This is a genomic window from Streptomyces sp. NPDC026417 (assembly GCF_055567695.1).
This window is the reverse complement of record NZ_JBVHPY010000024.1, coordinates 42,862-63,913: the sequence shown is the minus strand read 5'-3', so window position 1 is coordinate 63,913 and position 21,052 is coordinate 42,862. Positions and strand designations below refer to the sequence as shown.

The window sequence follows — 21,052 nt, the reverse complement described above, 5'->3', positions numbered from 1 at the left end:
CGACGTGGGGAACTTCTTGGCAGGCAAGGTCATCGCCGTGACCGGGGCGGGCCGGGGGATAGGCCGCGCCGTCGCGCTCGCCGCGGCGGCCCAGGGGGCGCGTGTCGTCGTCAACGACTACGGGGTGTCCGTCGAGGGCGCCGAACCGACCAGCGAGGTGGCCGACGCGGTCGTCAAGGAGATCGGGGCGGCGGGCGGCGAAGCGGTGGCGGTGGCCGACGACATCTCCACGATGGCGGGCGGCCAGCGGGTGGTCGACACGGCCCTGGCGTCGTACGGGAGCATCGACGGCGTCGTGTGCGTGGCGGGGATCCTGCGGGAGCGGATGCTCTTCAACATGTCCGAGCAGGAGTGGGACCCGGTCGTCGCCACCCATCTGAAGGGCACCTTCACGGTCTTCCGCGCGGCTTCCGCCGTGATGCGCCGGCAGGGGTCCGGCACGCTGATCGGCTTCACCAGCGGCAACCACCAGGGGTCCGTCGCCCAGGCCAACTACAGCGCGGCGAAGGGCGGGATCATCTCGCTCGTCCGCAGTGCGGCGCTGGGCCTGCACAAGTACGGGGTCACCGCCAACGCGGTCGCACCGGTCGCCCGGACCCGGATGTCGGCGAACGTCCCCGTGGAACTCGCCGAGATCGGGGAGCCGGAGGACGTGGCGGCGCTCGTCGTCTACCTCCTGTCCGACCGTGCCCGCGAGGAGCGGATCACCGGCCAGGTCTACACGATCGCCGGCCCCAAGATCGCGGTCTGGGCCCAGCCGCGGGAGCTGCGGGCCGCCTACACCGAGGGCGCCTGGACGCCGGAGAGGATCGCGGACTTCCTCCCCGGCACCGTGGGAGTGGATCCGATGCCGCTGCTGGAGCGGGTCGAGGCGATGGCCCGGGCCGCCGCCGCGAAGGAACGCCCCAACGCGCAACCGGCCGCGGAAGTACCCGATGTGAGGCGGTGACCGTGGACTTCGGATTCGGTCCGCAGGACGAGGTCTTCCGCGCCGAGGTGCGCGCCTGGCTCGCGGAGAACCTCCCGGCCCGGCCCACCCGCCGGGGCTGGGAACGGCGGCTCGGCGCGGCCGGCTGGATCGGCCTCGGCTGGAGCGAGGACGGCTACGGCAACCGGACGGCGTCGCTCACGCAACAGGTCGTCTGGGCCGAGGAGTACGCCCGGGCCGAGGCGCCGGCCCGCACGGGCCACATCGGCGAGAAGCTGCTCGCCCCGACCCTCATCGCCCACGGGACACCGGAGCAGAAGGCCCGCTTCCTGCCCCCGGTCGCCCGCGGCGAGGAACTGTGGTGCCAGGGCTACAGCGAGCCGGGCGCGGGTTCGGACCTCGCGGGCGTGCGCACCGCCGCCGTACGCGAGGGGGACGCGTACCGCGTCACCGGGCAGAAGATCTGGACGTCCCTCGCCCACGAGGCCGACTGGTGCTTCGTCCTGGCCCGTACCCGGCCCGGCTCGGCCCGCCACCACGGACTGTCGTTCCTGCTCGTCCCCATGGACCAGCCCGGCCGCATCGAGGTCCGGCCGATCCGGCAGCTCACCGGCACGAGCGAGTTCAACGAGGTCTTCTTCGACGGGGCTTCGGCCCGCGCCGAGCACGTCGTCGGCGGGGAGGGCAACGGCTGGCGCGTGGCGATGAGCCTGCTCGGCTTCGAACGGGGCGTGTCCACGCTGGCCCAGCAGATCGGGTTCGCACGGGAGTTGGGGAGCGTGATCGAGACGGCCCTCGCCACGGGCGCGGCCGACGACCCCGTCGTACGCGACCGGCTCGTGCGCCAGTGGGCGGAGCTGCGCACGATGCGCTGGAACGCCCTGCGCACGCTGGGCACTTCGGGAGACGCCGAACCGGGGGCGCCGAGCGTGGCCAAGCTGCTGTGGGGGCGCTGGCACCAGCGGCTGGGCGAGCTGGCCCTGCAGGTGCGGGGGGCCGCCGCGGCCGTCGGACCCGCGGACTGGTCGCCGGAGCTGCCGTACCGCATCGACGACCTCCAGCACCTGTTCCTCTTCAGCCGGGCCGACACCGTCTACGGCGGCTCGGACGAGATCCAGCGCACGATCATCGCCGAGCGCGTGCTCGGCCTGCCGAAGGAGCCGCGGGGATGACCCGGGGCAGAGGGGAGCCGGTGCGATGCGAGGCGTGATCTTCGACGGGCAACAGACACGGGTCGTGGACGACCTGGAGGTACGCGATCCGGGACCCGGCGAGGTGCGGGTGTCGATCTCCGCAGCCGGACTCTGCCACAGCGATCTTTCCGTGGTGGACGGCACCATCCCCTTCCCCGTTCCCGTGGTGCTGGGGCACGAGGGCGCCGGGGTCGTCGAGGCGGTGGGCGCGGGCGTCACGCACGTACGGGCCGGGGACCATGTCGCGCTGTCCACGCTCGCCAACTGCGGTGCCTGTGCCGAGTGCGACCGGGGGCGGCCGACCATGTGCCGCAAGGCGATCGGGATGCCGCAGCAGCCGTTCACCCGGGGCGGCCGGCCGCTCTTCCAGTTCGCCTCCAACTCGGCCTTCGCGGAACGGACCGTGGTCAGGGCGGTGCAGGCGGTCCGGATCCCCGAGGACATCCCGATGCCGTCCGCCGCGCTGATCGGCTGCGGAGTGCTGACCGGAGTGGGAGCCGTGCTGAACCGGGCGCGGGTGGAGCACGGGGACACCGTGCTCGTCATCGGCGCGGGCGGCATCGGGCTCAACGTCGTCCAGGGGGCCCGGATCGCGGGCGCCCGGCGGATCGTCGCGGTGGACGCCAACCCGGCCAAGGAGGAGACGGCCCGGCGGTTCGGCGCCACGGACTTCCTCACCTCCACGGACGGCGTGACCGACGTCCTGCCCACCGGCGCGGACCACGCCTTCGAGTGCGTCGGCCGGGTCGAACTCGTCCGCCGGGCCGTCGACCTGCTCGACCGGCACGGGCAGGCGGTCCTCCTCGGTGTCCCGCCGGCGACCGCCGAGGCGTCCTTCCTCGTGTCGTCGATGTACCTGGACAAGTCGATCCTCGGCTGCCGCTACGGCTCCTCGCGCCCCCAGCGCGACATCGCCCGGTACGCCGAGCTCTACCGGCTCGGACACCTGCTGCTGGACGAACTGGTGACGAAGACGTACCCCGTCGAGGACTTCGAGAAGGCGGCGGACGACGCCCACCAGGGGCGGGTGGCGCGGGCGGTGCTGACCTTCTAGCGGGCGGCGGCCGCCGTTCCCCCGCGGAGCGGACGCCCCTCGGGAGGCGGGCGGCACACGGCTCACGGGTCGTGCGGCACGCGTCTCGCGGGTCGTGCGGCAGGCGTCCCGAGGGTCGGGCGGGTACGCCTCGCCGGGCGCTCGCCAGGGCCCTCGCCGGGCGGACCGGCCGCCGGCTCCGCGCGAGGGCCCCGGACGCTCGGCCCGGCGCGACCGTCCGGTACGCCCGTCGCCGGCAGGTTCGGACGGGGCGGGCGCGGAGTTGTCCACAGGCTCGGGAAATTCCGTGGGCGGTGTCGGCGGGGTCCCCTAACGTCGTCGCATGAGCTATCGCGACGTCGCCTCCCGGCAGGTCCTGGCCTGGGCGGTCGTGGCCGTCGGCGCCCGGCTGCCGGTGGCCATGGCCCCGCTGGCCCTGGTCTTCCTGGTCCGCGAGCGGCCCGGCGGTTACGCGCTGGGAGCCGTCCTCGCGGCGGCCTACGTGGTCGGCGAGATCGTCGGCGCGCCCCTGCTGGGCATGCGGATGCCTCCGGAGCGCGCACGCTTCGCCCTGGCCGCGGGCCTGGCGGCCGGAGCGGCCGGGTTCGCGGGCCTCGGCGCGCTCCCGCAGGCGCACGCCGCGGTCCTCGCGGCCTTCGCGTTCCTGGCCGGAGCCGCGCCCGCCGCGGTCCCCGGCGGCCTGCGGACCCTGCTCACCGGCATCGTCCCGAAGCGGGCCGTCGCCCAGGCGCTGTCGACCGAGTCGATGCTGATGTCCGGCATCTGGGCGCTGTCCCCGGCAGCGGTCACCGGTCTCGCGCTGGGCGTCGCTCCCGCGGTGCCGCTGCTGCTGGGCGCCGCCCTGATGGGGGCGTCCGTGGCGGGCCTGTGGCTGCTGCCCGCCGGGTGGGCGGCCGACGCGCGGGACCGGGGCGGCGTCTCGATGCCGCGGCTGCTCGCCCGCGCCTGGCCGGTGTACGTGACGGGCGCGGCGAGTCTCTCCCTGCTCGCCCTCGCCGAACTCGTCCTGCCCGCCCTCCTGGAGCAGCGCGGGATCGGCGTCGGCTGGTCGGGCCCGCTGCTCTCGGGGTTCGCGCTGGGATCGGGCGTGGGCGCGTTCGTGTACGGCCTGCGCGCCTGGCCCGGGGACCTGCGGACCCGCAGTGTCGTGCTGATGGCCGGCGTCTCGGCGTGCGTGGCGCTGGTCGCGCTGATACCGGCCGCCGGCGGGATGGCCGCCGTACTCGTCGTCGCCGGCGTGCTGCAGGCCGGCGCGATGCTCACCCGCAACCTGTCACTGCGCGAGGTGCTCCCGCCGAGCGCGCTGGCCGCGGGCTATTCGGTGATGTACGCGGCGGTCGGCGCGGGGTACGCGGTCACCGGCTCCCTCGCGGGCGCCCTGCTGCACTTCGTCGCGCCCTCGACGGCCGTGCTGGCCGGGGTGGCCCTGACGCTGGTGCTCACGGCGGTCGGTGCGGTGGGGGAGGGGCGCTCGACGGCGTCCGCCGCGGCGGCGGGGTCAACCGGCCCCGGCGACCGTGCTGTTCTCGCCTCCCCGGCCGCTCCCGCCGCCGGCCCCGCCCCCGTTGGCGGCCCGGAAGGTGCGGCGGTACGCGGTGGGGGTGACGCCGAGGGCGGCCTGTAGGTGCTGGCGCATCGACTGGGCCGTGCCGAAGCCCGCGTCCCGGGCCACCTGGTCGATGGAGAGACCGCTGGACTCCAGGAGGTGACGGGCCCGTTCGACGCGCTGCCGGGTGAGCCACTGCCCCGGGCTGATCCCGGCCTCCTCGCGGAAGCGGCGCGTGAACGTGCGCACGGACATGTTCTCCTGCTCCGCCATGTCGCGCAGCTGGATCGGTTCGTGGAGGCGGCCCAGCGCCCAGGCGCGGGCGGCCGTCGTGGTCGCCACCTGCGGCTCGGGGAGGGGCCGGTGGACGTACTGGGCCTGACCGCCGTCCCGGTGCGGCGGCACCACGGTACGGCGGGCCACGTCGTTGGCGACGGCGGTGCCGTGGTCGCGGCGGACGAGATGGAGGCAGAGGTCGAGCCCGGCGGCGACACCGGCCGAGGTCAGGACGTCGCCGTCGTCGACGAAGAGGACGTCCGCGTCCACCTTGATCTCCGGGAAGAGCCGCTGGAAGTGCTCGGCGGAGGCCCAGTGCGTGGTGGCGGGGCGCCCGTCGAGCAGACCGGCGGCGGCCAGGACGTAGCTTCCGGTGCAGATGGAGACGAGTCGCGTGCCGGGCCGGATGCGGGCCAGGGCGGCGGCCAGTTCGGGTGTCAGCACGCCCTCCTCGTGGACCGGGCCGAGCTCGTAGGAGGCGGGGACGACCACGGTGTCGGCGGTGGCCAGCGCCTCCGGGCCGTTCTCCACGAGTACGGAGAAGTCGGCGTCCGTCTCGACGGGCCCGGGCGGGCGGACCGAGCAGGTGATCACGTCGTACAGTCTGCGCCCTCCGGCGTCCCTGGCGAGTCCGAAGATCCGCCGGGGGATGCCCAGTTCGAAGGGCAGCAGCCCGTCGAGCGCGAGGACGACGACGCGGTGCCGGCGCAGGGGGGTGGGTCCGGCGCCGTCCGGAAGCGCGTGGGAGGCGGTGACCGTATCCGTATCCGTACCCTCGGCCGCCGTCGTGGCGGCAGGACTGCCGGTCCCCGCGCCGACGCCTGGGCCGCCGGTTCCCGCGTCCGGGGCGGGCACGCGGGTGTCCGCGGCCGGGGTGTCTGCCGCGCCGGTGTCCGCGGCCGGGGTGTCCGGGGCGGGGGCGCTGTCCCCGGGGCGCGGAGAGGTGAGGGCCATGGCCCGATCCTAGCGAATGCTGTCCTTCGGGCCACTCGTTCGCATGGATCGCACCCCCGAAGCTCTATGACGTGACCCAGACATCCGAAGCCACCGCCGCCGGACCGGAGACCGGACCCGCCGGACCGCCCCGCCGCACCCGCGTCCACCGCGCCTGGTTCGTCGCCGCCGTGACCTTCGTGACGATCATCGGTGCGGCCGCCTTCCGTTCGCTCCCCGGCCTGCTCATCGACCCGCTGCACCAGGAGTTCGACTGGTCGCGCGGCACGATCGGCGCGGCGGTGTCGGTCAATCTCGCCCTCTACGGACTGACGGCCCCCTTCGCCGCCGCCCTCATGGACCGCTTCGGCATCCGCCGGGTGGTCGCGATCGCCCTGATGGTGATCGCCCTCGGCTCGGGCGCGACCGTGTGGATGACGGCGCCCTGGCAACTGCTGCTCTGCTGGGGACTCCTGGTCGGCCTCGGCTCGGGTTCCATGGCGCTCGCCTTCGCCGCCACGGTCACCAACCGCTGGTTCACACAGCGCCGGGGCCTCGTGACCGGCATCCTGACCGCGGCTTCGGCCTCCGGTCAGTTGATCTTCCTTCCCCTGCTCTCCTGGATCATCACGGAGCACGACTGGCGTCCCGCGGCCGTGACGGTGTCCCTGGCGGCCCTCGCGGTGGTCCCCTTCGTCTGGCTGCTGCTCCGCGACCACCCGGCCGACGTGGGCATGAAGCCGTACGGCGCGACGGAGTTCGTGGAGAAGCCCCCGCCCGTGCCGGGCGCGGCGCGCCGGGCGCTGACGGTGCTGTTCTCCGCCGTCAGGACGGGGCCCTTCTGGCTGCTGGCGGGCAGCTTCGCGATCTGCGGCGCCTCCACCAACGGCCTCATCCAGACCCACTTCGTGCCCGCGGCCCACGACCACGGCATGCCGATCACGGCGGCCGCCTCGCTGCTCGCCGTCATCGGCGTCTTCGACGTGGTCGGCACGGTGGCCTCCGGCTGGTTCACCGACCGCTTCGAACCGCGCCGGCTGCTGGCCGTGTACTACGCGCTGCGCGGTGTCTCGCTGCTGTTCCTGCCCATGCTGCTGGCGCCGGGCGTCCGCCCGCCGATGCTCTTCTTCATCGTCTTCTACGGCCTCGACTGGGTCGCCACCGTCCCGCCCACCCTGGCCCTGTGCCGCGAGCAGTACGGCGAGGACAGCGCGATCGTCTTCGGCTGGGTCCTCGCCTCCCACCAGGTGGGGGCCGCCCTCGTCGCCTTCCTCGGCGGCGTGGCACGCGACGTCTTCGGCTCGTACGACGTCGTCTGGTACGCCTCCGGGGCGCTGTGCGCGGCGGCGGCCCTGATGGCGCTGGTGATCCGGCGGCGGCCGGTCCGGCCGGTCGTGGCGCCCGCGGGGGCGGCGGTCTGAGTCCTCGGCCGGTTCGGAGCCTGGCCTAGCGGAAACGGCCTCGGTGGAAGAGCAGCGGCGGGCGGTCGTCGGCGGACGCGCCGAGCGCGGCCACCCGTCCCACCACCACGAGATGATCGCCGCCGGTGTGGACCGCGTGGATCGTGCAGTCGATCCACGCGAGGGCGCCCGTGAGGCGCGGGGCGCCGGAGGAGGGCGCGGCGTCGTACGCGACGCCGGCGAACTTGTCCGCGCCGCTCACCGCGAAGCCGCGGCACAACTCCCCCTGGTCCGCGGCCAGTACGTTCACGCAGAAGACGCCCGCGCGGGCGATGCGGGGCCAGGTCGCCGACGTACGCCCGACCATGAAGGCGACCAGCGGCGGGTCGAGGGAGAGGGCGGAGAAGGACTGGCAGGCGAAACCGGCCGGGCCCTCCTCGCCGGCGGCGGCCGGGGCGGTCACCACGGTGACGCCGGTCGCGAAGCTGCCGAGGACCCGCCGGTACTCGGACTGCTCCACCGGCGCCCGCTCGTCGTCGCCGACCGCACGCAGATCGGGTCGCGGCAGCGCCTCGACGGGCTTCGCGACAGTGGGGGCTCCGGCCGACCTGAGGTAGCGGACGGCGGCGGCCGCCATCCCTGCGTGTCCCATCACGCCTGCCATTGAAGCTGACGGTTCGTCAGATGGGAAGGGGTGGGCGGGCGACGTTCGGGCTCCCCGCGGCGGCGGCACATGGGCGGCGCGGGCCGTCCACTCCGGGGGAACCCCCTGCGCAGGCGGCTCGCGGCGCCCCGTATGTTCGCCCCATGGGGTGGGACAACACGGCGCACGAGCCCGCGCGAACGAGTCCGGTCCGGGCGATCGGCGCCGTCAACGCGGCGGCGGCCCTCTGCGCGGCACAGCTGCCCGCGGCCGGGCTCGCCGTCTACGTGGCGACCTCGGGCGGTGACGACTACGGCGCCGGATACGGAGGCGGGCTCGCGGCCCTCGGCTTCCTCTGCATGGCGGTCTTCGCCCCGCCGGCCCTGTTCCTCGTGGGCGGGATCCACGCCGCCGCGTACACGATGCCCGCGGCCGGCCTCGCCCGGCTCGCGCTCCGGCGGCTCGGCGGCCGGGAGTGGGCCTGGCACCTCGGGTTCGTCGCCCTCCTCGGGGCGCTCTGGGCGAGCCCGGCCGCACTGTACGGCGGCCGGACCTGGCTCGTCGCGGCCGCGCTGATCACGCTGTCCGGCGTGCTGCCCGTGCTGGGCGCCGCGTACCTGCGCGGGCGGGCCCGCACGCCGGCGCGGACGTGGGGGGTTTGGGGCATCTGGTGGCGGGCCGGGGTGGCGGCGTTCGGGCTCGTCCTGGTGGTCGCGGCGGGCGGCGTGGCGGCGTCCGTCACGGGTCTCGTCGGGACGTACGAGCCGCCGGTGCTGTCCGCGCGGGAGGTGGCCGGGGTCTGGCGGGGCGACGACGGCGCCGAACTGCGGCTGCGCCCGGACGGCCGCGTGGAGTTCACCGACCTGCCGACCGAGCCCGCATCCGGCGACCTGGGTCGCAAGGACCTCACGACCTGTGACGGGACCGGGAACTGGCTCCTGGACCGGGACGGCCGCCACGACGCGTACCTGGAGGAGGGGCCCGCGGAACGGGACGGCGTACTGGTCCGCGCCCGCGGCCGGTGCGGCAGGGACACGTTCTGGACCATCGGCGGAACCGAGGCGGAGCCCGAACTGTTCGTGCTGTTCGGGGACCCCGACGCCGGGGAGCTGCGGATCCTCACGCGGCGAGGGGACGCCTGACCCGGAGCCCCGCCCGACGGGTCCCCGTCATGCCTCGCTCGGGCCGCTGCCGCTGCCGCTGCCGCTGCCGTCGCGCGCCAGCCAGCCCACGGCGTGGGCCACCGCGGGAGCGAGCCCGAACAGCCGCGCGTCCGCGCTGCCGACCCGGCCGCGGCGCACCGCCCCCGCGGCCTCGTACGCCTCCCCCAGTTCGGCGAACGGGGACGCGTCGAGCAGGACGTCGCGGTACCGGTACCAGCGGCGCCGCTGCGGGGGCGGTGCCGCGACGACGCACGCGTACGTGTGCCGCGGACGCCCCGGGACGCGGTACTCGGCGAGATGGAAGGCGGTGCACACGTCGAAACCGACGCCCAGCAACAGCACCCGCGCCCCGAGTTCCTCCAGCCGGGCCAGCGGTGACTCCTCCCCCAGATGGCAGTCCGGGGCGTGGCCGGCCGTGACGTACCGCGCGCTTGCGCCCAGGGCGGCGAAGGAACTCTGCGGGTGGGCGCTGCGCTCGGCACCGTCGCGGCTCCGTACCCGCTCGGAGAGGACGCCCACGCCGAAGCTCGGGCTGCTCGACGGGTCGAACGCCGGCACCTTGTCCCGTTCCGCCGCCCAGGTCTCCTCCGGCACCGCGTACCCCCGGGTGCCCGGCCACCGGGACGGGTCGGAGTTGTCCGGGGTCTGGGTGTAGACGGCGAGGGTCCCCGTGGGGCCCAGGACCTCGCACAGGGCGTCCACCACGGTGTCGACGCCACCGCGGACGGGCCCGAGGGCGTGCAGCGAGGCGTGCACGAGGACGGTGTCGCCCGCGGTGAGCCCGAGCCCGCGCAGATCGTCCACGAGGTCGCGCCGCTCGCGCAGCCGGCCGGTGACGACGGGTGCGCGCCGTACGGCCTCGCGCAGTCCGCCCACGAAGCGCTCGCCGGCGGGCAGCAGTTCCCCGCTGCCCAGCAGCGTGCCCGCCGCGTCCTCGGTGTGCCCGCGCCAGGTCCGGTACTCCTCCCGGGCCCGCCGTCCGCCCGTTCCCGCGGCGACTTCGGCGCGCCAGAAATCGGTGACGCCGAGATGGGCGTACGTGTCCTGGAGCAGGGCGCCGGCCGGTCGGTCCTCGGACCGCCGGGGCGCCCGGTCACGGGTGTCCGACGCAGCGGAGTGCAGCGGCAACAGGTCCAGCAGCGAACCCAGTTGGACGCGCAGGAACTCGCGGACGAGGGTGAGCGCGAGCAGGACGGGGTCGTCGGGGAGCGAAGCGGCGACGGCGCCGTAGGCGCGGCGGGCAGCGGAACCGACCGCGGTGCCGTCGGGACCGGGGCGCAGCGGCACCAGCGCCCCGAGGCAGGCGGACACGGCCTCGGCGTGCCAGGGGTGGCGCCGGACGAGGACCTCCCAGGCGCCCTCCAGCGCCTCCTGCCACCGCAGCACCTGCTTGTCGTCGAGCGGGTCGGCGAGGGCGTGGCCGGGCATGTCCCGGAGGGGGCCGCTGTCGGCGAGCCGCAGTTCGAGGACGTGTCCGTCGCACACCGTGCGCACCACCGGCCAGCTGCCGTGGCGGTCGCCGTCCAGGAGGCGCTCCAGCCAGCCCAGGTCGACGTGCTCGTTGCGGTCCAGGGCACCGAGGGCGCGGGCCAGCCCCTCGTCGAGGAACGGGTGCAGCATCACCGCGAGCCAGCCCCGCCGGTCCCGCTCGTTCAGCTCCACCAGCCGCCCGTACACCGCCTGGACGCCGCGCCCGGCGTCCGGCGGACCCGCGGCTGCGGTGCGCCGCAGCGCCTGCGCGAGCAGCATTCGCTTGCTGAGCTGCCCGGCACGCAGCCGGGCCACGGCGTCCGCGCCGCCCCGGGCGCGGGCGAGATCGGCGAAGGTGGCCGGGCCGATCACGTGCGGGGCGGGTCCGGCGGAACCCCGGGCACTGCGGAGACCCTCGGCGACGGGGCTCACCGGGCGGCCTCCGACAGCGCGGTGGGCCGCTCGGCTCCGACCGCCGGCGACTCGTCCCCGCGGCTCACGACAGGGACCCGGCCCAGGGCGTGTCCGCGGACGGGCCAGGATCGCACGGTGAACGCCGACTGCCGTGCAGGAACGGTCCTTTGACGGCCGTCCGGTCCGGCGGTCGGGGGGTTGCTGGCGGGCATCGGCATCGGCATCGGCATCGTCGCTCGGATATGTCGGTGGAGAGGCGGATCCCGGAATCCCAGGAGTCCACGAATCCTAGGTATCCGGGTGCCGGCCCGGTCGTCGGGCACCGGTTGTTACGCCGTTCAGGTGGTAGGGCGTTCAATGTCGGAGCCGGGGCGCCTGCCACCCGGTACGGGCCGGACGGCCGGGTGCCCGTGGCCGCGCGTCTCCCGGGCACGCCGCATCCGTCTCCGGCCGGTGCGTCGGCGTACGGGGCATCGTCGTACCCGGGCGGCCCGGGGCCAAGTCGTCGTGGAGCGACGGAAGGAAGTTGGCCGAAAAATCGGCGGAGGCTTCCGGGCGGCGCGGAACGGACGGCGGGGGAAGCGCTACGTCGAGAGGCGCCGCACGTCGCGGAGCACAGGGGCGAGCACGGTGTCCGGCAGACTGCTCAGCTCCTCCATCGGCATGTCCGAGACGTTCACCAGGGCCGAGACGAGCTCGGATTCCGTCGCGTCCGCCAGAGCCGAGACGCACTCGGATCCGCTCACTCCGCCTCGCACGTGGTACGCCCTTCCGTCGGGTGGCCCGCGCGCTCGAAACACCTGGCCGCGGTTCGTCACCGGCAGCGGCGGGGGCATGGAGCCTAATGGCTGCACGGCGGTAGCGGATGCCCATTGCCGCGACGAGGTTCGGTGGCGGCTCAGCGCCCCCGGTAGTCGGGGCTCCGCCGTGCCACGAAGCTCGCCACGCCCTCCTGGGCGTCCGCCGTCGTCATGTTGATCTCCTGGGCGGCCGCCTCCGCCGCGAAGGCGGTGGCGCGGTCGCCGTCCAGGGAGGCGTTGACCAGCTGCTTGGTGAGGGCGAGGGCGCGGGTCGGGCCCGTCGCCAGGCGTTCCGACCAGGAACGCGCCGTCTTGTGGAGGTCCTCGGCGGGGACGACCCGGTTGACGAGCCCGAACCGCTCGGCGTCCGCGGCGGTGAGGGCGTCCCCGAAGAACATCAGCTCCTTCGCGCGCTGCGGGCCGATCAGGCGGGGGAGCAGATAGGCGCCCCCGCCGTCCGGGACCAGTCCCCGGCGTACGAACACCTCGATGAACGTGGCCGATTCGGCCGCGAGGACCAGATCGCAGGCGAACGCGAGATGCGCGCCGATTCCTGCGGCGGTCCCGTTCACGGCCGCGATCACCGGCTTCTCGCAGTCCAGGACGGCGGAGACGAGGCGCTGCGCACCGAGCCGGATGGTGCGGGCCACGTCGCCGGATACGCGGTCGCCGCCGGCCGGTGTGCCGCGCAGATCCGCGCCCGCGCAGAAGCCGCGTCCGGTGGCCGTGAGGACGACGGCCCGGACACCGGGGTCGGCGGACGCCTCGCCGAGGAGCGCGACTACGCGTTCGCGCTGGTCGCGGGTGACGGCGTTCATCGCCTCGGGACGGTTCAGGGTGATCCAGGAGACGGCGTTGTCAGTGGCGTGCAGTACCAATGAGTCGAGGGATTTCTCCGGGTCGTTCGGTTCTCGGACGCTGTGGTCGTCTTGGGTGTCATGGGGCTCCCGAGGGCTTTTGTGCTCACGGCTCGGAGGGGTGTCGGCGGAGGACGTGTCGGGGGAGGACGCCATGGGGGAGCTCCGTTTCGTACGGCGGGTCGCGGTGGTGGCGGCGCGGGTGCGGTGGACCTGGCCCGCCTCGCCGGTCCACGCGTGGATGCGGGCGGTCCGGGGTGTGCTGCCGGGCCGGTGTTCAGTGGCAGACGGCCAGCGCGTCCAGCGCCACGGCACCCTGCCCCCGGGGGAGCACCATCAGCGGATTGATGTCCAGCTCCGCGATGTCGTCGCCGAGCTCCAGCGCCATCCGCTGCACCCGGAGGATCACCTCGACGAGCGCGTCCACGTCGACGGGAGGGCCTCCGCGTACGCCGTCGAGGAGCGCCCGCCCCCGCAGTTCCCTCAACATGCTCCGTGCCTGGTCCTCCGCGAAGGGCGGCACCCGTACCGCCGCGTCCCGCAGCACCTCGACGAGGACACCGCCGAGCCCGACGGTGACGGTCGGGCCGAAGAGCGCGTCGTGGGTGACGCCGAGGAACATCTCGACGCCCCGCTCGACCATCTGGCACACCAATATGCCGTCCAGCTGGATCCCCTCGTAGCGCGCGATGTCGGTCAGCTCCCGGTAGGCGTCCCTGACCTGGCTCGCGGAGGTCAGGCCCACCTTCACCAGGCCCAGTTCGGTCTTGTGGGCGATCTGCGCGCCGGACGCCTTCATGACGACCGGGTAGCCGACCAGGCTCGCCGCGCGCACGGACGCCGCGGCGCTGGTCACCAGCTGCTCGCGCGGCACCCGGATGCCGTACGCCCGCAGCAGCTGCTTCGCCGCGTGTTCGCTCAGCTGCTGGCCCGGCCTCATCAGGGCCTGCGCCTTGCGGAAGGAGGGCGAGGGCGTGCGGGGCGCCTCGTCGAAGGGCGAGCGGTACGCGGCCGCGAACCGGTGGTGTTCGAGGTGGGCGCGTACGGCGGTGATGCAGTTGGCGAAGGTACGGAAGGTGGCGACCCGCGACGACCCGAGCAGCGTCTCGCGGTACGCGGCCTCCGTGCCGACCGGCGATCCCCACACCACGCAGACCAGCTTGTCCGTCTGCTCCGCCGCGTCCACGAGGTCCTGCGCGAGCCGGTCGCTCATCGGGGGGAACGGCCCGGTGATGGGACAGATCAGCACCCCGACCGAGGGGTCGGCGAGAATCGCGTCGATGATCTTCCGGCCGCGCGGGTCGCCCACCGGGTGGCCGCCGTTGTCGACGGGATTGGCGACGTTCAGGTACTCGGGTATCCACGTGTGGAGTTCCGCCTGCTTGGCGGGGGAGAGCGAGGGCAGCGACAGCCCGGCCGCGGTCGCCAGGTCCGCGAAGTGCGCCCCCGTACCGCCCGAGATCGAATAGACGACGACGCCGTCGGCCCGCGGGGCGCGGGCCCGGGCCAGCAGGGCGGCGGTGTCCTGGAGTTCGTCCAGTCCGTCGACGCGGATCACGCCGTACTGCCGCATCGCGGCGTCCACCACCGCGTCCGAGCCGGTCAGCTTGCCGGTGTGCGAGGCGGCCGTGCGGGCTCCGGCCTCCGTGCGGCCCACCTTGACCGCGACGACCGGCACCCCGCGGCGGACGGCCCGGTCGGCGGCGAGCAGAAAGGAACGGCCGTCCTTCAGTCCCTCGACGTAGCAGGCGATGGCGCCCACCTCGGGCTGCTCGGCGAAGTAGGAGATGAAGTCGGCGGTCTCCAGGTCGGCCTCGTTGCCGGTGGGGGCCCAGTGCGAGAGGCGGATGCCGAGTTCCTGGAGGGCGAAGACCGGTCGGCCCTGGTGGCCGGACTGGGTGATGAGCGCGATCGCGGGACCGTCGAGGTCGTCGCGGAACCGTTCGAAGGCGTTGAGATTGGTGTTCGGCCCGAGCAGCCGCAGGCCGGAGCGGGCGACGGCGGCGGCGAGGCGGGACTGCGCCGCCGCGCCCTCGGCCCCGGTCTCCGCGAACCCGGAGGCGAAGGCGACCGCGAACTTCACCTTGGCCTCGGCCAGTTCCTCGATGACGGGCACGGGGTCGCCGACCAGGAGTACGGCGAGATCGACCTGTTCGGGCAGGTCGCCGAGGGAGGGTGAGCAGGGGATGCCGAAGACGGACGTACGGGTGGGGTGCACGGGGTGGAGCCGGGCGCCGACCCGCTCGGCCCAGGCGACCAGTTGCCGGGTGATCCCGGCGTTCGGCCGGCCTTCGGCGTCGGAGGCGCCGATCACGGCCACGGACTCCGGACGGAAGAAGCGGTCCAGATCGGGTGCGGCGGCGTAGAGCGGACGGCCGCTGACGTCCAGGTCGTCGGCCTCGGCGGGTCTGCCGTGGACGACCGGTGAGGGTTGCTCGCCGCAGGCGATGACGCGGGCCCGGCGGGAGTCGGTGGTGAGGGTGCCGTGGGTTGATCCAAGCATCGGTCCGCCCGCTCCTGTGTGACAGCCAATTAACTGACGCTGTGTCAGATTACTTAACTGACGCCCTGTCAGGAACAGTTGTGCAGGCAAAGGCTGTGAGGGAGGGGCGGGGTCCGGGCCGTGTCCGGCGCAGGTGCGAGGGGGCGCGCCTGGTGCACCGGCTTCGTACCCGGCGCGGGTCGGAGGGGAACCCCGGCGGACGAGAACCGTCCGGAAACGGGCCCGCGTGAGTCGCAAATCCGGCAGGGCGGGGGCGGGACGGCCGGGCCGGACCTCGCGTGGCGGCGGCCCGAACCGGCCTTCGCGCCGCCGCTCCCGCCGGGTCCACGGGAAGTCGTGCCGGTGTTCGCGAGGCCGTGATATTAATACCGGTATAAGTATTGGGTAGCGGTGGAGTGCAGGGAGTCCTGGCAGATGGTGGAGATCAAGACCGACACGGCACTGGACGCGATGCGTGAGGCGGGGCGCGTGGTGGCCCGGGCCCTCGCGGCCGTCCGCGAGGCGGCGGCCGTCGGGGTACGCCTGCGCGAGCTCGACGAGGTCGCCCGTGCCGTCCTGGCCGAGGCCGGGGCGCGCTCACCGTTCCTGGGCTACCAGCCCTCGTTCGCCCCCCGCCCCTTCCCAGGGGTCATCTGCGCCTCCGTCAACGACGCCGTCGCGCACGGCATCCCCGGTGAGCAGCACCTGCGGGACGGGGACCTGGTCAGCATCGACTGCGGAGCCGAACTCGACGGCTGGACCGGCGACGCCGCGATCAGCTTCACCGTCGGCACGCCCCGGCCCGCCGACCTGGAGCTGATCGCCGCCACCCGGCAGGCGCTGGAGGCCGGTATCGCCGCCGCGACCGTCGGCCGTCGCATCGGCGACATCTCGCATGCCATCAGCGCGGTCGCCCGCAAGGCCGACTGCGGCATGCCCGCCGACTTCGGCGGCCACGGCATCGGCCGGCGGATGCACGAGGACCCCCACGTCCCCAACCACGGGCGGCCCGGCCGCGGCTTCCCCCTGCGCCACGGCCTCGCCCTCGCGATCGAACCCATGCTGATGGCGGGCGGGCGCAACGACTACGTCACCGACCCGGACGGCTGGACCCTGCGCACGATCGACGGCAGCCGCGCCGCCCACGCCGAACACACCGTCGCCATCACCCGGGACGGCCCCCGCGTCCTCACTCTGGTCTGAGCTGACACCCGGCAGCGGGGTGCCCGCCCCGTCGGGCCGCGGCGATCCTGACGCCCGAGGGCGGGCGGCGATGGCGGCTCGGCTCGACTTCCGGCGAGGAAGACGCCCTCGGCGTGATCGCCGCCGACGCGAGTCCGGCCGCCGCCGCGGCGCCGGAGGCCGCGTCGGCCGGTGTACCGCTCCCCGTGGGCCGGCGTGCCGCTCCGGGGTCGCGCTACCGGCGGCGGGCCGCGGCCCGGGCGACGGACTTCGCGATCTTCTGGGCGTCCAGGGCAAGTTCACGGAACATGCCGCTGATGGGGTTGGTGAAGCCGGTGAAGTACAGGCCGGGGGCGTCCCGCGGGGTGCGGGCGCCGTGCACGACCGGACGGCCGCGCGCGTCGAGCACGCCGAGGTGTCCGACCAGTCCCTCCAGCGCGCGTTGGTAACCGGTGGCGGCGATGACGACGTCGGGACCGATGCGGTCGCCGCCCGCGAGGACCACCTTGTGGTCCTCGAAGGCCTCGACGGCGGCCACGATCTCGACCCGGCCCTTGCGCACGGCGTCGATGAGGCCGACGTCCTGGACCGGGATCGCCCCCTGCCGCACCCGGGAGTACAGCCCGCTGTCCGGCCGGGGCAGTCCGTGCGCCGCGAGGTCGGGCACGCTGATCCGGGCGACGGGGACGGCCAGCCGGTCCACCACCGCGACCGGCAGGCGGCGGACCAGGATGCCGGTGAACTGGGCGGCCCAGCCCGCCGTGGAACGGCGCACGATGTGCGGTGCCGTGCGCACCGCGAGCCGCACCCGCGAGGCGCCGCCCTCGGCCAGGTCCACGGCGATCTCCGCGCCGGTGTTGCCGATGCCGACGACGAGGACGTCCCGGCCCGCGAACGGGGCGGCGTTGCGGTACTCGGAGGCGTGCAGGAGCTCGCCGGCGTAGGCGTCGCGGCCGGGCCAGTCGGGCAGGCGGGGGGTGTGGTTGTGGCCGGTGGCGACGACCACGGCGCTGCCGGTGAGGCGGCGGCCGCCGGTGGCGTGCAGGAGCCAGTCGTCACCGGACCGTTCGATGCGGGACACCTCGACCCCGGTGACGATCTCCAGTTCGTGGTGCTCGGCGTACTTCTCCAGGTAGCGCACCACGTTGTCGCGCGACACCCACCGCCCGAAGGAGCGCGGCATCGCCAGGCCGGGCAGGGCGGACAGGCGGCGCGTGGTGTGCAGGTGCAGCCGGTCGTAGTGGCGCCGCCAGGAGGCACCGACGCGGTCGGACTTCTCCAGCACGACGGCTCGGACGCCCCGGGCGCGCAGTGCGTACGCCGCGGCCAGTCCACCGGGGCCGCCCCCGATCACGTACACGGGGCGGTCTTCGTGGGACGGCACCGAGCGGGGTGTCGAGGAAGCAGTCGAGTCGGCCATGAGCGCGAGCGTAATCACGTCCTGACTTGATGGGTCTCGGTCAAGGCCACAATCGGTTGCGAATTGATCACGGCTGTAGGAGGGGTGGGTGGGGCCGGTGGCGTAGGTCACCTGGTTGTGGAGGAGGGGTGCGGCCGGAAGGGGTCGGGTGCCCGCGGGATCGGGGGCTGCGGGACCTGGTGCCCGCGGGATCGGGCGCTGCGGGATCTGGTGCCCGCGGGATCGGGCTCCGCGGGATCGGGTGGAAGTCCGCGGTCGTGTACGCCTCTTGCGCGGGCGCCTTCCGGTGCGCTGAACTGACGTACCGTCAGATACCGAGCGGAGGCGTGGGTGCCGATGGACACGATCTGGCTCACCGGTGCGGAATGGCTCGCCGTGCTCCGGGTCGGCCTCGGGCTGTGGTGGCTGGAGAGCTGGCGGCACAAGGACAAGAAGGGCTGGTTCGAGCGGGGCACCGGCATCGCGTGGGCGGCGGACGTGGCGTCCGAACACCGCTGGGAGGCGGTGCGCAGCGGCTTCGACGCGGTCGTCGCCCCCCGGCCGCGGACGATGGCGTACGTCGTCGTCTACGCGGAACTCGCCCTGGGCCTCGGCCTGGTCGCCGGCTTCCTCACCCCCGTCGCACTGGTCGGCGGTCTGCTCCTGAACCTGCTCTATCTCGTCCTGATGATCCACGACTGGGCCGAGCAGGGGCAGAACGCGATGATGGCGCTCATCTCGGTCGTCGGCCTCTTCGCGATGTCGTGGCAGACCTGGTCGCTGGACGACGCGCTCGGGCTGTTCCGGTGACGGGGGCGGCGGGGTCGACGGGAGCGACCGGACCCGCCGGGGAAGCGGACGCACCCCGCCCGGCCGGAGGGCCGTCGGCCGGCCCGGCACGGGGAGGCGCCCTCGACCCGGCGGTGCGTGTTCCCGCGACGCGAGGCGCGGGCGGTGCCGGGGCCGTGCGGTTCGACGTGCCGGACACCGACGGGTTCAGTCGTCCCTACTGGGAGGCGGCGGCCGAGGGACGCCTGCTGCTGCGCCGGTGCGCCGCGTGCGGGCGCGTCCACCACTATCCGCGCGAGTTCTGCCCCCACTGCTGGAGCGAGGACGTGCACTGGCTGCGGGCGAGCGGGCGCGCCGCGCTCCACACCTGGTCCGTCGTCCACCGCAACGACCTCCCGCCGTTCGGCGGGCGCACGCCGTACGTGGCCGCCGTGGTCGACCTCGCCGAGGGGCCCCGGATGATGACCGAGGTCGTGGACTGCGCGGAGGACGTGCTGCGGATCGGGATGGAGCTGGAGGTCGCGTTCCGGGCGCTGGGTGCGGTGCCGGGGGCCGGACCGTCGGCGCCGGCGGACCTGCGGGTACCGGTCTTCCGGCCTCGCGGCTGAGCCCCTGCGTCGGGAGGCGGACGAGAGGCGAGCGTCCTGTCCGCCGCGGATCACGGAACCGGACGCAGCCGGGGCGGGCCGTCACGGGCGGGTGGGGTGATCATGCCGTCCTCGCGGAGCTCGACGGGCGGTCGGGCCGGATCCGGGAGGGAGTCCGACGGGGGCGCCGACCCGGATGGGAGCTCTGCGAGCGGTGAGCCGGGCCCGGGAGGAAGTCGGACGGACACCCGGGCGGGACCCGGGTGGGAGTCGGGCGGCTCGGCGGGTTTCAATGGCTGGATGGCCGAGGTCCACGAGCAGTACACCATCTATCCCACCCGCGAGCTGCGCGGTCACGGTCTGCGGTTGCGGGCCTGGAACGCCGCGTCCGACGCCGACGCAGGCGCCTGGCTGCGGGGGCTGTCCGACCCGGAATTCCAGCGCTGGAACACGCCGCTCAAGGCGGTCCGGGACATCGACGGCGCGCGGGAGTCCCTGCGCGCGCGGACGGAGAGCGCCGTCGACGGCACCGGGGTGTCGTTCTGCGTCACGGACGCGGAGAGCGGCGAGATCCTCGGACACATCGGCGTCAACGAGATCAACCACGTCACGAGCTGCGCCCACGTCGGCTACTGGGTGCTGCCGGAGGCGCGGGGCCGAGGGGTGGCCGCCCGCTCCCTCGCGCTGGCCGCCCGCTTCGCCTTCTCCGAACTGGCCCTGCACCGCCTGGAACTCGGCCATGCGCTCGGGCACGACGTCTCCTGCCGGGTCGCCGAGCGGTGCGGGTTCCGGTACGAGGGGACGCTGCGGGAGGCGATGTTCGAGGCCGGGCGGACCGACGCGTTCCGGGACGTCCACCTGCACGCGCGGATCGCCACGGACCCGGAGCCCGACGTGGGATGACCGGGGCGCCGGCCACCACCGGGGCACCGATCAGCGCCGGACCACCGGACCGCCGGACCGCCGGACCGACCCGTTCCGGGACGTCCACTTCCACGCGCGGATCGCCACGGACCCGGAGCCCGACGTGGGGTGACCGGGGCACCGGCCACCACCGGGGCACCGATCAGCGCCGGACCACCGGACCGCCGGCTACCACCGGACCGCCGGCTACCACCGGACCGCCGGCTACCGCCGGACCACCGGTGACTACCGGCCGCCACCGGCCGCCACCGGGTCCGGCCGTCACCGGGCCCCACCGGACCGCGCCGCGTCTCCGGCAGCGGACCGTCGCCGGGCGTCACGGCCAGAGCAGTTCCTTGCGCCAGCCCCCGTCCGTACGCCGGTAGTTCAGCCGCAGGTGCCGGCGGCGGGCGTCCCCCTGGAAGAACTCCGCCTCCTCGGGCCGCAGCCGGTACAGGGTCCAGGTCGGGGCGGGGGCGTCCGGTTCGCGCTCGGCCTGTGCCCAGGCCGCCTCGGACGCGCGGTCCAGTTCCTCGCGCGACGGCAGGACCTCGCTCTGCCGGCCCACCAGGGCCGCGGCCAGGGCACCGGTGGATCGGGCGTGCAGATCGGCCTGGGCCTCTTCCGCGGGCGCGACGGTGACCGGCCCGCGCAGGCGGATCTGGCGGCCCTGGACCGGCCAGTAGAAGTGCAGGGCGGCGTACGGGCGGGCGGCGAGCTGGCGTCCCTTGCGGCTGGTCACGTGGGTCGCGAAGGACCAGCCGGCCGCGTCGGCGCCGTGCAGCATCACCGTGCGGACGTCGGGGAGGCCGTCCTCGTCCGCGGTGGCCAGAGCCATGGTGTGCGGCTCGGTCTGCCCGGCCGCCGCCGCCTCGGCGAGCCAGCGCCCGAACAGGGTCAGCGGGTCCCCGGGCGCCTCGTCCGGCGCGAAGCCGGGCAGGTCGGTGTCCCACACCCGCAGCGATCTCAGCAGCTCATGAAGATCCGGTTCCATGGAGCGAGTATCGCCGGTGGCCCCCGGCCGGGACGGCCC

17 protein-coding genes and 1 pseudogene are annotated in these 21,052 nt (G+C 74.6%); 9 read left to right on the top strand and 9 right to left on the bottom strand.

Translation table 11 applies throughout. The features are described from left to right. Nucleotides 1-4: 4 nt before the first annotated feature. From ACZ4NT_RS31215 to ACZ4NT_RS31205, 3 genes are read left to right on the top strand one after another with little or no spacing between them, the layout of a single operon-like run. Nucleotides 5-949, top strand: a complete 945-nt coding sequence (locus ACZ4NT_RS31215) for an SDR family NAD(P)-dependent oxidoreductase (protein ID WP_121402313.1) — start codon at nt 5-7, stop codon at nt 947-949. A 2-nt stretch (nt 950-951) separates the two neighbouring features. Beyond that, nucleotides 952-2,100 (top strand): acyl-CoA dehydrogenase family protein, encoded by a 1,149-nt coding sequence (locus ACZ4NT_RS31210; protein WP_467728487.1) that lies wholly within the window; start codon nt 952-954, stop codon nt 2,098-2,100. Nucleotides 2,101-2,125: 25 nt separating this feature from the next. Then, the gene (locus ACZ4NT_RS31205) at nt 2,126-3,175 is read left to right on the top strand and encodes a Zn-dependent alcohol dehydrogenase (protein ID WP_467728486.1); all 1,050 of its coding nucleotides are present in this window, start codon (nt 2,126-2,128) and stop codon (nt 3,173-3,175) included. Between the two features lie 1,498 nt (nt 3,176-4,673). Here the strand turns inward: ACZ4NT_RS31205 and ACZ4NT_RS31200 are convergent. Beyond that, nucleotides 4,674-5,951 carry a GlxA family transcriptional regulator gene (locus tag ACZ4NT_RS31200; RefSeq protein WP_467728485.1) on the bottom strand — a complete coding sequence of 426 codons (1,278 nt, stop codon included), beginning with the start codon at nt 5,949-5,951 and terminating at the stop codon, nt 4,674-4,676. Between the two features lie 71 nt (nt 5,952-6,022). Here ACZ4NT_RS31200 and ACZ4NT_RS31195 point away from each other — a divergent pair, with 71 nt between their 5' ends. Then, entirely contained in the window at nt 6,023-7,351 is a 1,329-nt protein-coding gene (locus tag ACZ4NT_RS31195) for an MFS transporter (protein ID WP_121402315.1), read from the top strand. Nucleotides 7,352-7,376: 25 nt separating this feature from the next. Here ACZ4NT_RS31195 and ACZ4NT_RS31190 read toward each other — a convergent pair whose 3' ends face one another. Next, nucleotides 7,377-7,982, bottom strand: coding sequence for a flavin reductase family protein (locus ACZ4NT_RS31190; RefSeq protein ID WP_467728509.1), 606 nt, complete (start codon nt 7,980-7,982; stop codon nt 7,377-7,379). A gap of 155 nt (nt 7,983-8,137) precedes the next feature. On the opposite strand from ACZ4NT_RS31190, the gene ACZ4NT_RS31185 reads away from it, so the two are divergent. Continuing rightward, nucleotides 8,138-9,115 carry a hypothetical protein gene (locus ACZ4NT_RS31185; RefSeq protein ID WP_147464348.1) on the top strand — a complete coding sequence of 326 codons (978 nt, stop codon included), beginning with the start codon at nt 8,138-8,140 and terminating at the stop codon, nt 9,113-9,115. Between the two features lie 27 nt (nt 9,116-9,142). On the opposite strand, the gene ACZ4NT_RS31180 is transcribed toward ACZ4NT_RS31185, so the two are convergent. From ACZ4NT_RS31180 to ACZ4NT_RS31160, 5 genes and pseudogenes are all read right to left on the bottom strand, one after another. After that, nucleotides 9,143-9,961, bottom strand: coding sequence for an AAC(3) family N-acetyltransferase (locus ACZ4NT_RS31180; RefSeq protein ID WP_467728508.1), 819 nt, complete (start codon nt 9,959-9,961; stop codon nt 9,143-9,145). A 51-nt stretch (nt 9,962-10,012) separates the two neighbouring features. Continuing rightward, nucleotides 10,013-10,564 (bottom strand): annotated as a pseudogene (locus tag ACZ4NT_RS31175) (aKG-HExxH-type peptide beta-hydroxylase); the annotation flags it as partial. A gap of 1,040 nt (nt 10,565-11,604) precedes the next feature. Further along, complete coding sequence (locus ACZ4NT_RS31170) at nt 11,605-11,766, bottom strand: hypothetical protein (protein ID WP_183116820.1); 162 nt, start codon at nt 11,764-11,766, stop codon at nt 11,605-11,607. A 152-nt stretch (nt 11,767-11,918) separates the two neighbouring features. After that, nucleotides 11,919-12,833: an enoyl-CoA hydratase/isomerase family protein gene (locus ACZ4NT_RS31165; protein ID WP_467728484.1), complete on the bottom strand. Its 915-nt coding sequence runs from the start codon at nt 12,831-12,833 to the stop codon at nt 11,919-11,921. A gap of 121 nt (nt 12,834-12,954) precedes the next feature. Then, a complete protein-coding gene (locus tag ACZ4NT_RS31160) occupies nt 12,955-15,180 on the bottom strand; it encodes an acetate--CoA ligase family protein (protein ID WP_121402320.1) in 2,226 nt (741 codons plus the stop codon). A 414-nt stretch (nt 15,181-15,594) separates the two neighbouring features. Between ACZ4NT_RS31160 and map the strand changes: the two genes are divergently transcribed. Beyond that, nucleotides 15,595-16,362, top strand: a complete 768-nt coding sequence (gene map, locus ACZ4NT_RS31155) for a type I methionyl aminopeptidase (protein WP_121402321.1) — start codon at nt 15,595-15,597, stop codon at nt 16,360-16,362. A gap of 214 nt (nt 16,363-16,576) precedes the next feature. Here map and ACZ4NT_RS31150 read toward each other — a convergent pair whose 3' ends face one another. Then, nucleotides 16,577-17,761: a flavin-containing monooxygenase gene (locus ACZ4NT_RS31150; protein WP_121402322.1), complete on the bottom strand. Its 1,185-nt coding sequence runs from the start codon at nt 17,759-17,761 to the stop codon at nt 16,577-16,579. 336 nt (nt 17,762-18,097) lie between these two features. On the opposite strand from ACZ4NT_RS31150, the gene ACZ4NT_RS31145 reads away from it, so the two are divergent. From ACZ4NT_RS31145 to ACZ4NT_RS31135, 3 genes are all read left to right on the top strand, one after another. Further along, nucleotides 18,098-18,550: a DoxX family protein gene (locus ACZ4NT_RS31145; RefSeq protein ID WP_121402323.1), complete on the top strand. Its 453-nt coding sequence runs from the start codon at nt 18,098-18,100 to the stop codon at nt 18,548-18,550. A gap of 155 nt (nt 18,551-18,705) precedes the next feature. Further along, entirely contained in the window at nt 18,706-19,137 is a 432-nt protein-coding gene (locus ACZ4NT_RS31140; RefSeq protein WP_467728483.1) for a Zn-ribbon domain-containing OB-fold protein, read from the top strand. A gap of 279 nt (nt 19,138-19,416) precedes the next feature. Then, nucleotides 19,417-20,019 (top strand): GNAT family N-acetyltransferase, encoded by a 603-nt coding sequence (locus ACZ4NT_RS31135; RefSeq protein WP_121402325.1) that lies wholly within the window; start codon nt 19,417-19,419, stop codon nt 20,017-20,019. Nucleotides 20,020-20,356: 337 nt separating this feature from the next. Here the strand turns inward: ACZ4NT_RS31135 and ACZ4NT_RS31130 are convergent, their stop codons facing one another. Further along, nucleotides 20,357-21,013 (bottom strand): pyridoxal 5'-phosphate synthase, encoded by a 657-nt coding sequence (locus ACZ4NT_RS31130; protein WP_121402326.1) that lies wholly within the window; start codon nt 21,011-21,013, stop codon nt 20,357-20,359. Nucleotides 21,014-21,052 lie beyond the last annotated feature (39 nt).

What these genes read in the sequence shown, in the direction of transcription:
- ACZ4NT_RS31205 (WP_467728486.1), top strand. Translation starts at nt 2,126, where the DNA reads ATGCGAGGCGTGATCTTCGACGGGCAACAGACACGGGTCGTGGACGAC.
- ACZ4NT_RS31200 (WP_467728485.1), bottom strand. Translation starts at nt 5,951, where the DNA reads ATGGCCCTCACCTCTCCGCGCCCCGGGGACAGCGCCCCCGCCCCGGAC.
- ACZ4NT_RS31190 (WP_467728509.1), bottom strand. Translation starts at nt 7,982, where the DNA reads ATGGGACACGCAGGGATGGCGGCCGCCGCCGTCCGCTACCTCAGGTCG.
- ACZ4NT_RS31185 (WP_147464348.1), top strand. Translation starts at nt 8,138, where the DNA reads ATGGGGTGGGACAACACGGCGCACGAGCCCGCGCGAACGAGTCCGGTC.
- ACZ4NT_RS31165 (WP_467728484.1), bottom strand. Translation starts at nt 12,833, where the DNA reads ATGGCGTCCTCCCCCGACACGTCCTCCGCCGACACCCCTCCGAGCCGT.
- ACZ4NT_RS31160 (WP_121402320.1), bottom strand. Translation starts at nt 15,180, where the DNA reads ATGCTTGGATCAACCCACGGCACCCTCACCACCGACTCCCGCCGGGCC.
- map (WP_121402321.1), top strand. Translation starts at nt 15,595, where the DNA reads ATGGTGGAGATCAAGACCGACACGGCACTGGACGCGATGCGTGAGGCG.
- ACZ4NT_RS31150 (WP_121402322.1), bottom strand. Translation starts at nt 17,761, where the DNA reads ATGGCCGACTCGACTGCTTCCTCGACACCCCGCTCGGTGCCGTCCCAC.
- ACZ4NT_RS31145 (WP_121402323.1), top strand. Translation starts at nt 18,098, where the DNA reads ATGGACACGATCTGGCTCACCGGTGCGGAATGGCTCGCCGTGCTCCGG.
- ACZ4NT_RS31135 (WP_121402325.1), top strand. Translation starts at nt 19,417, where the DNA reads ATGGCCGAGGTCCACGAGCAGTACACCATCTATCCCACCCGCGAGCTG.
- ACZ4NT_RS31130 (WP_121402326.1), bottom strand. Translation starts at nt 21,013, where the DNA reads ATGGAACCGGATCTTCATGAGCTGCTGAGATCGCTGCGGGTGTGGGAC.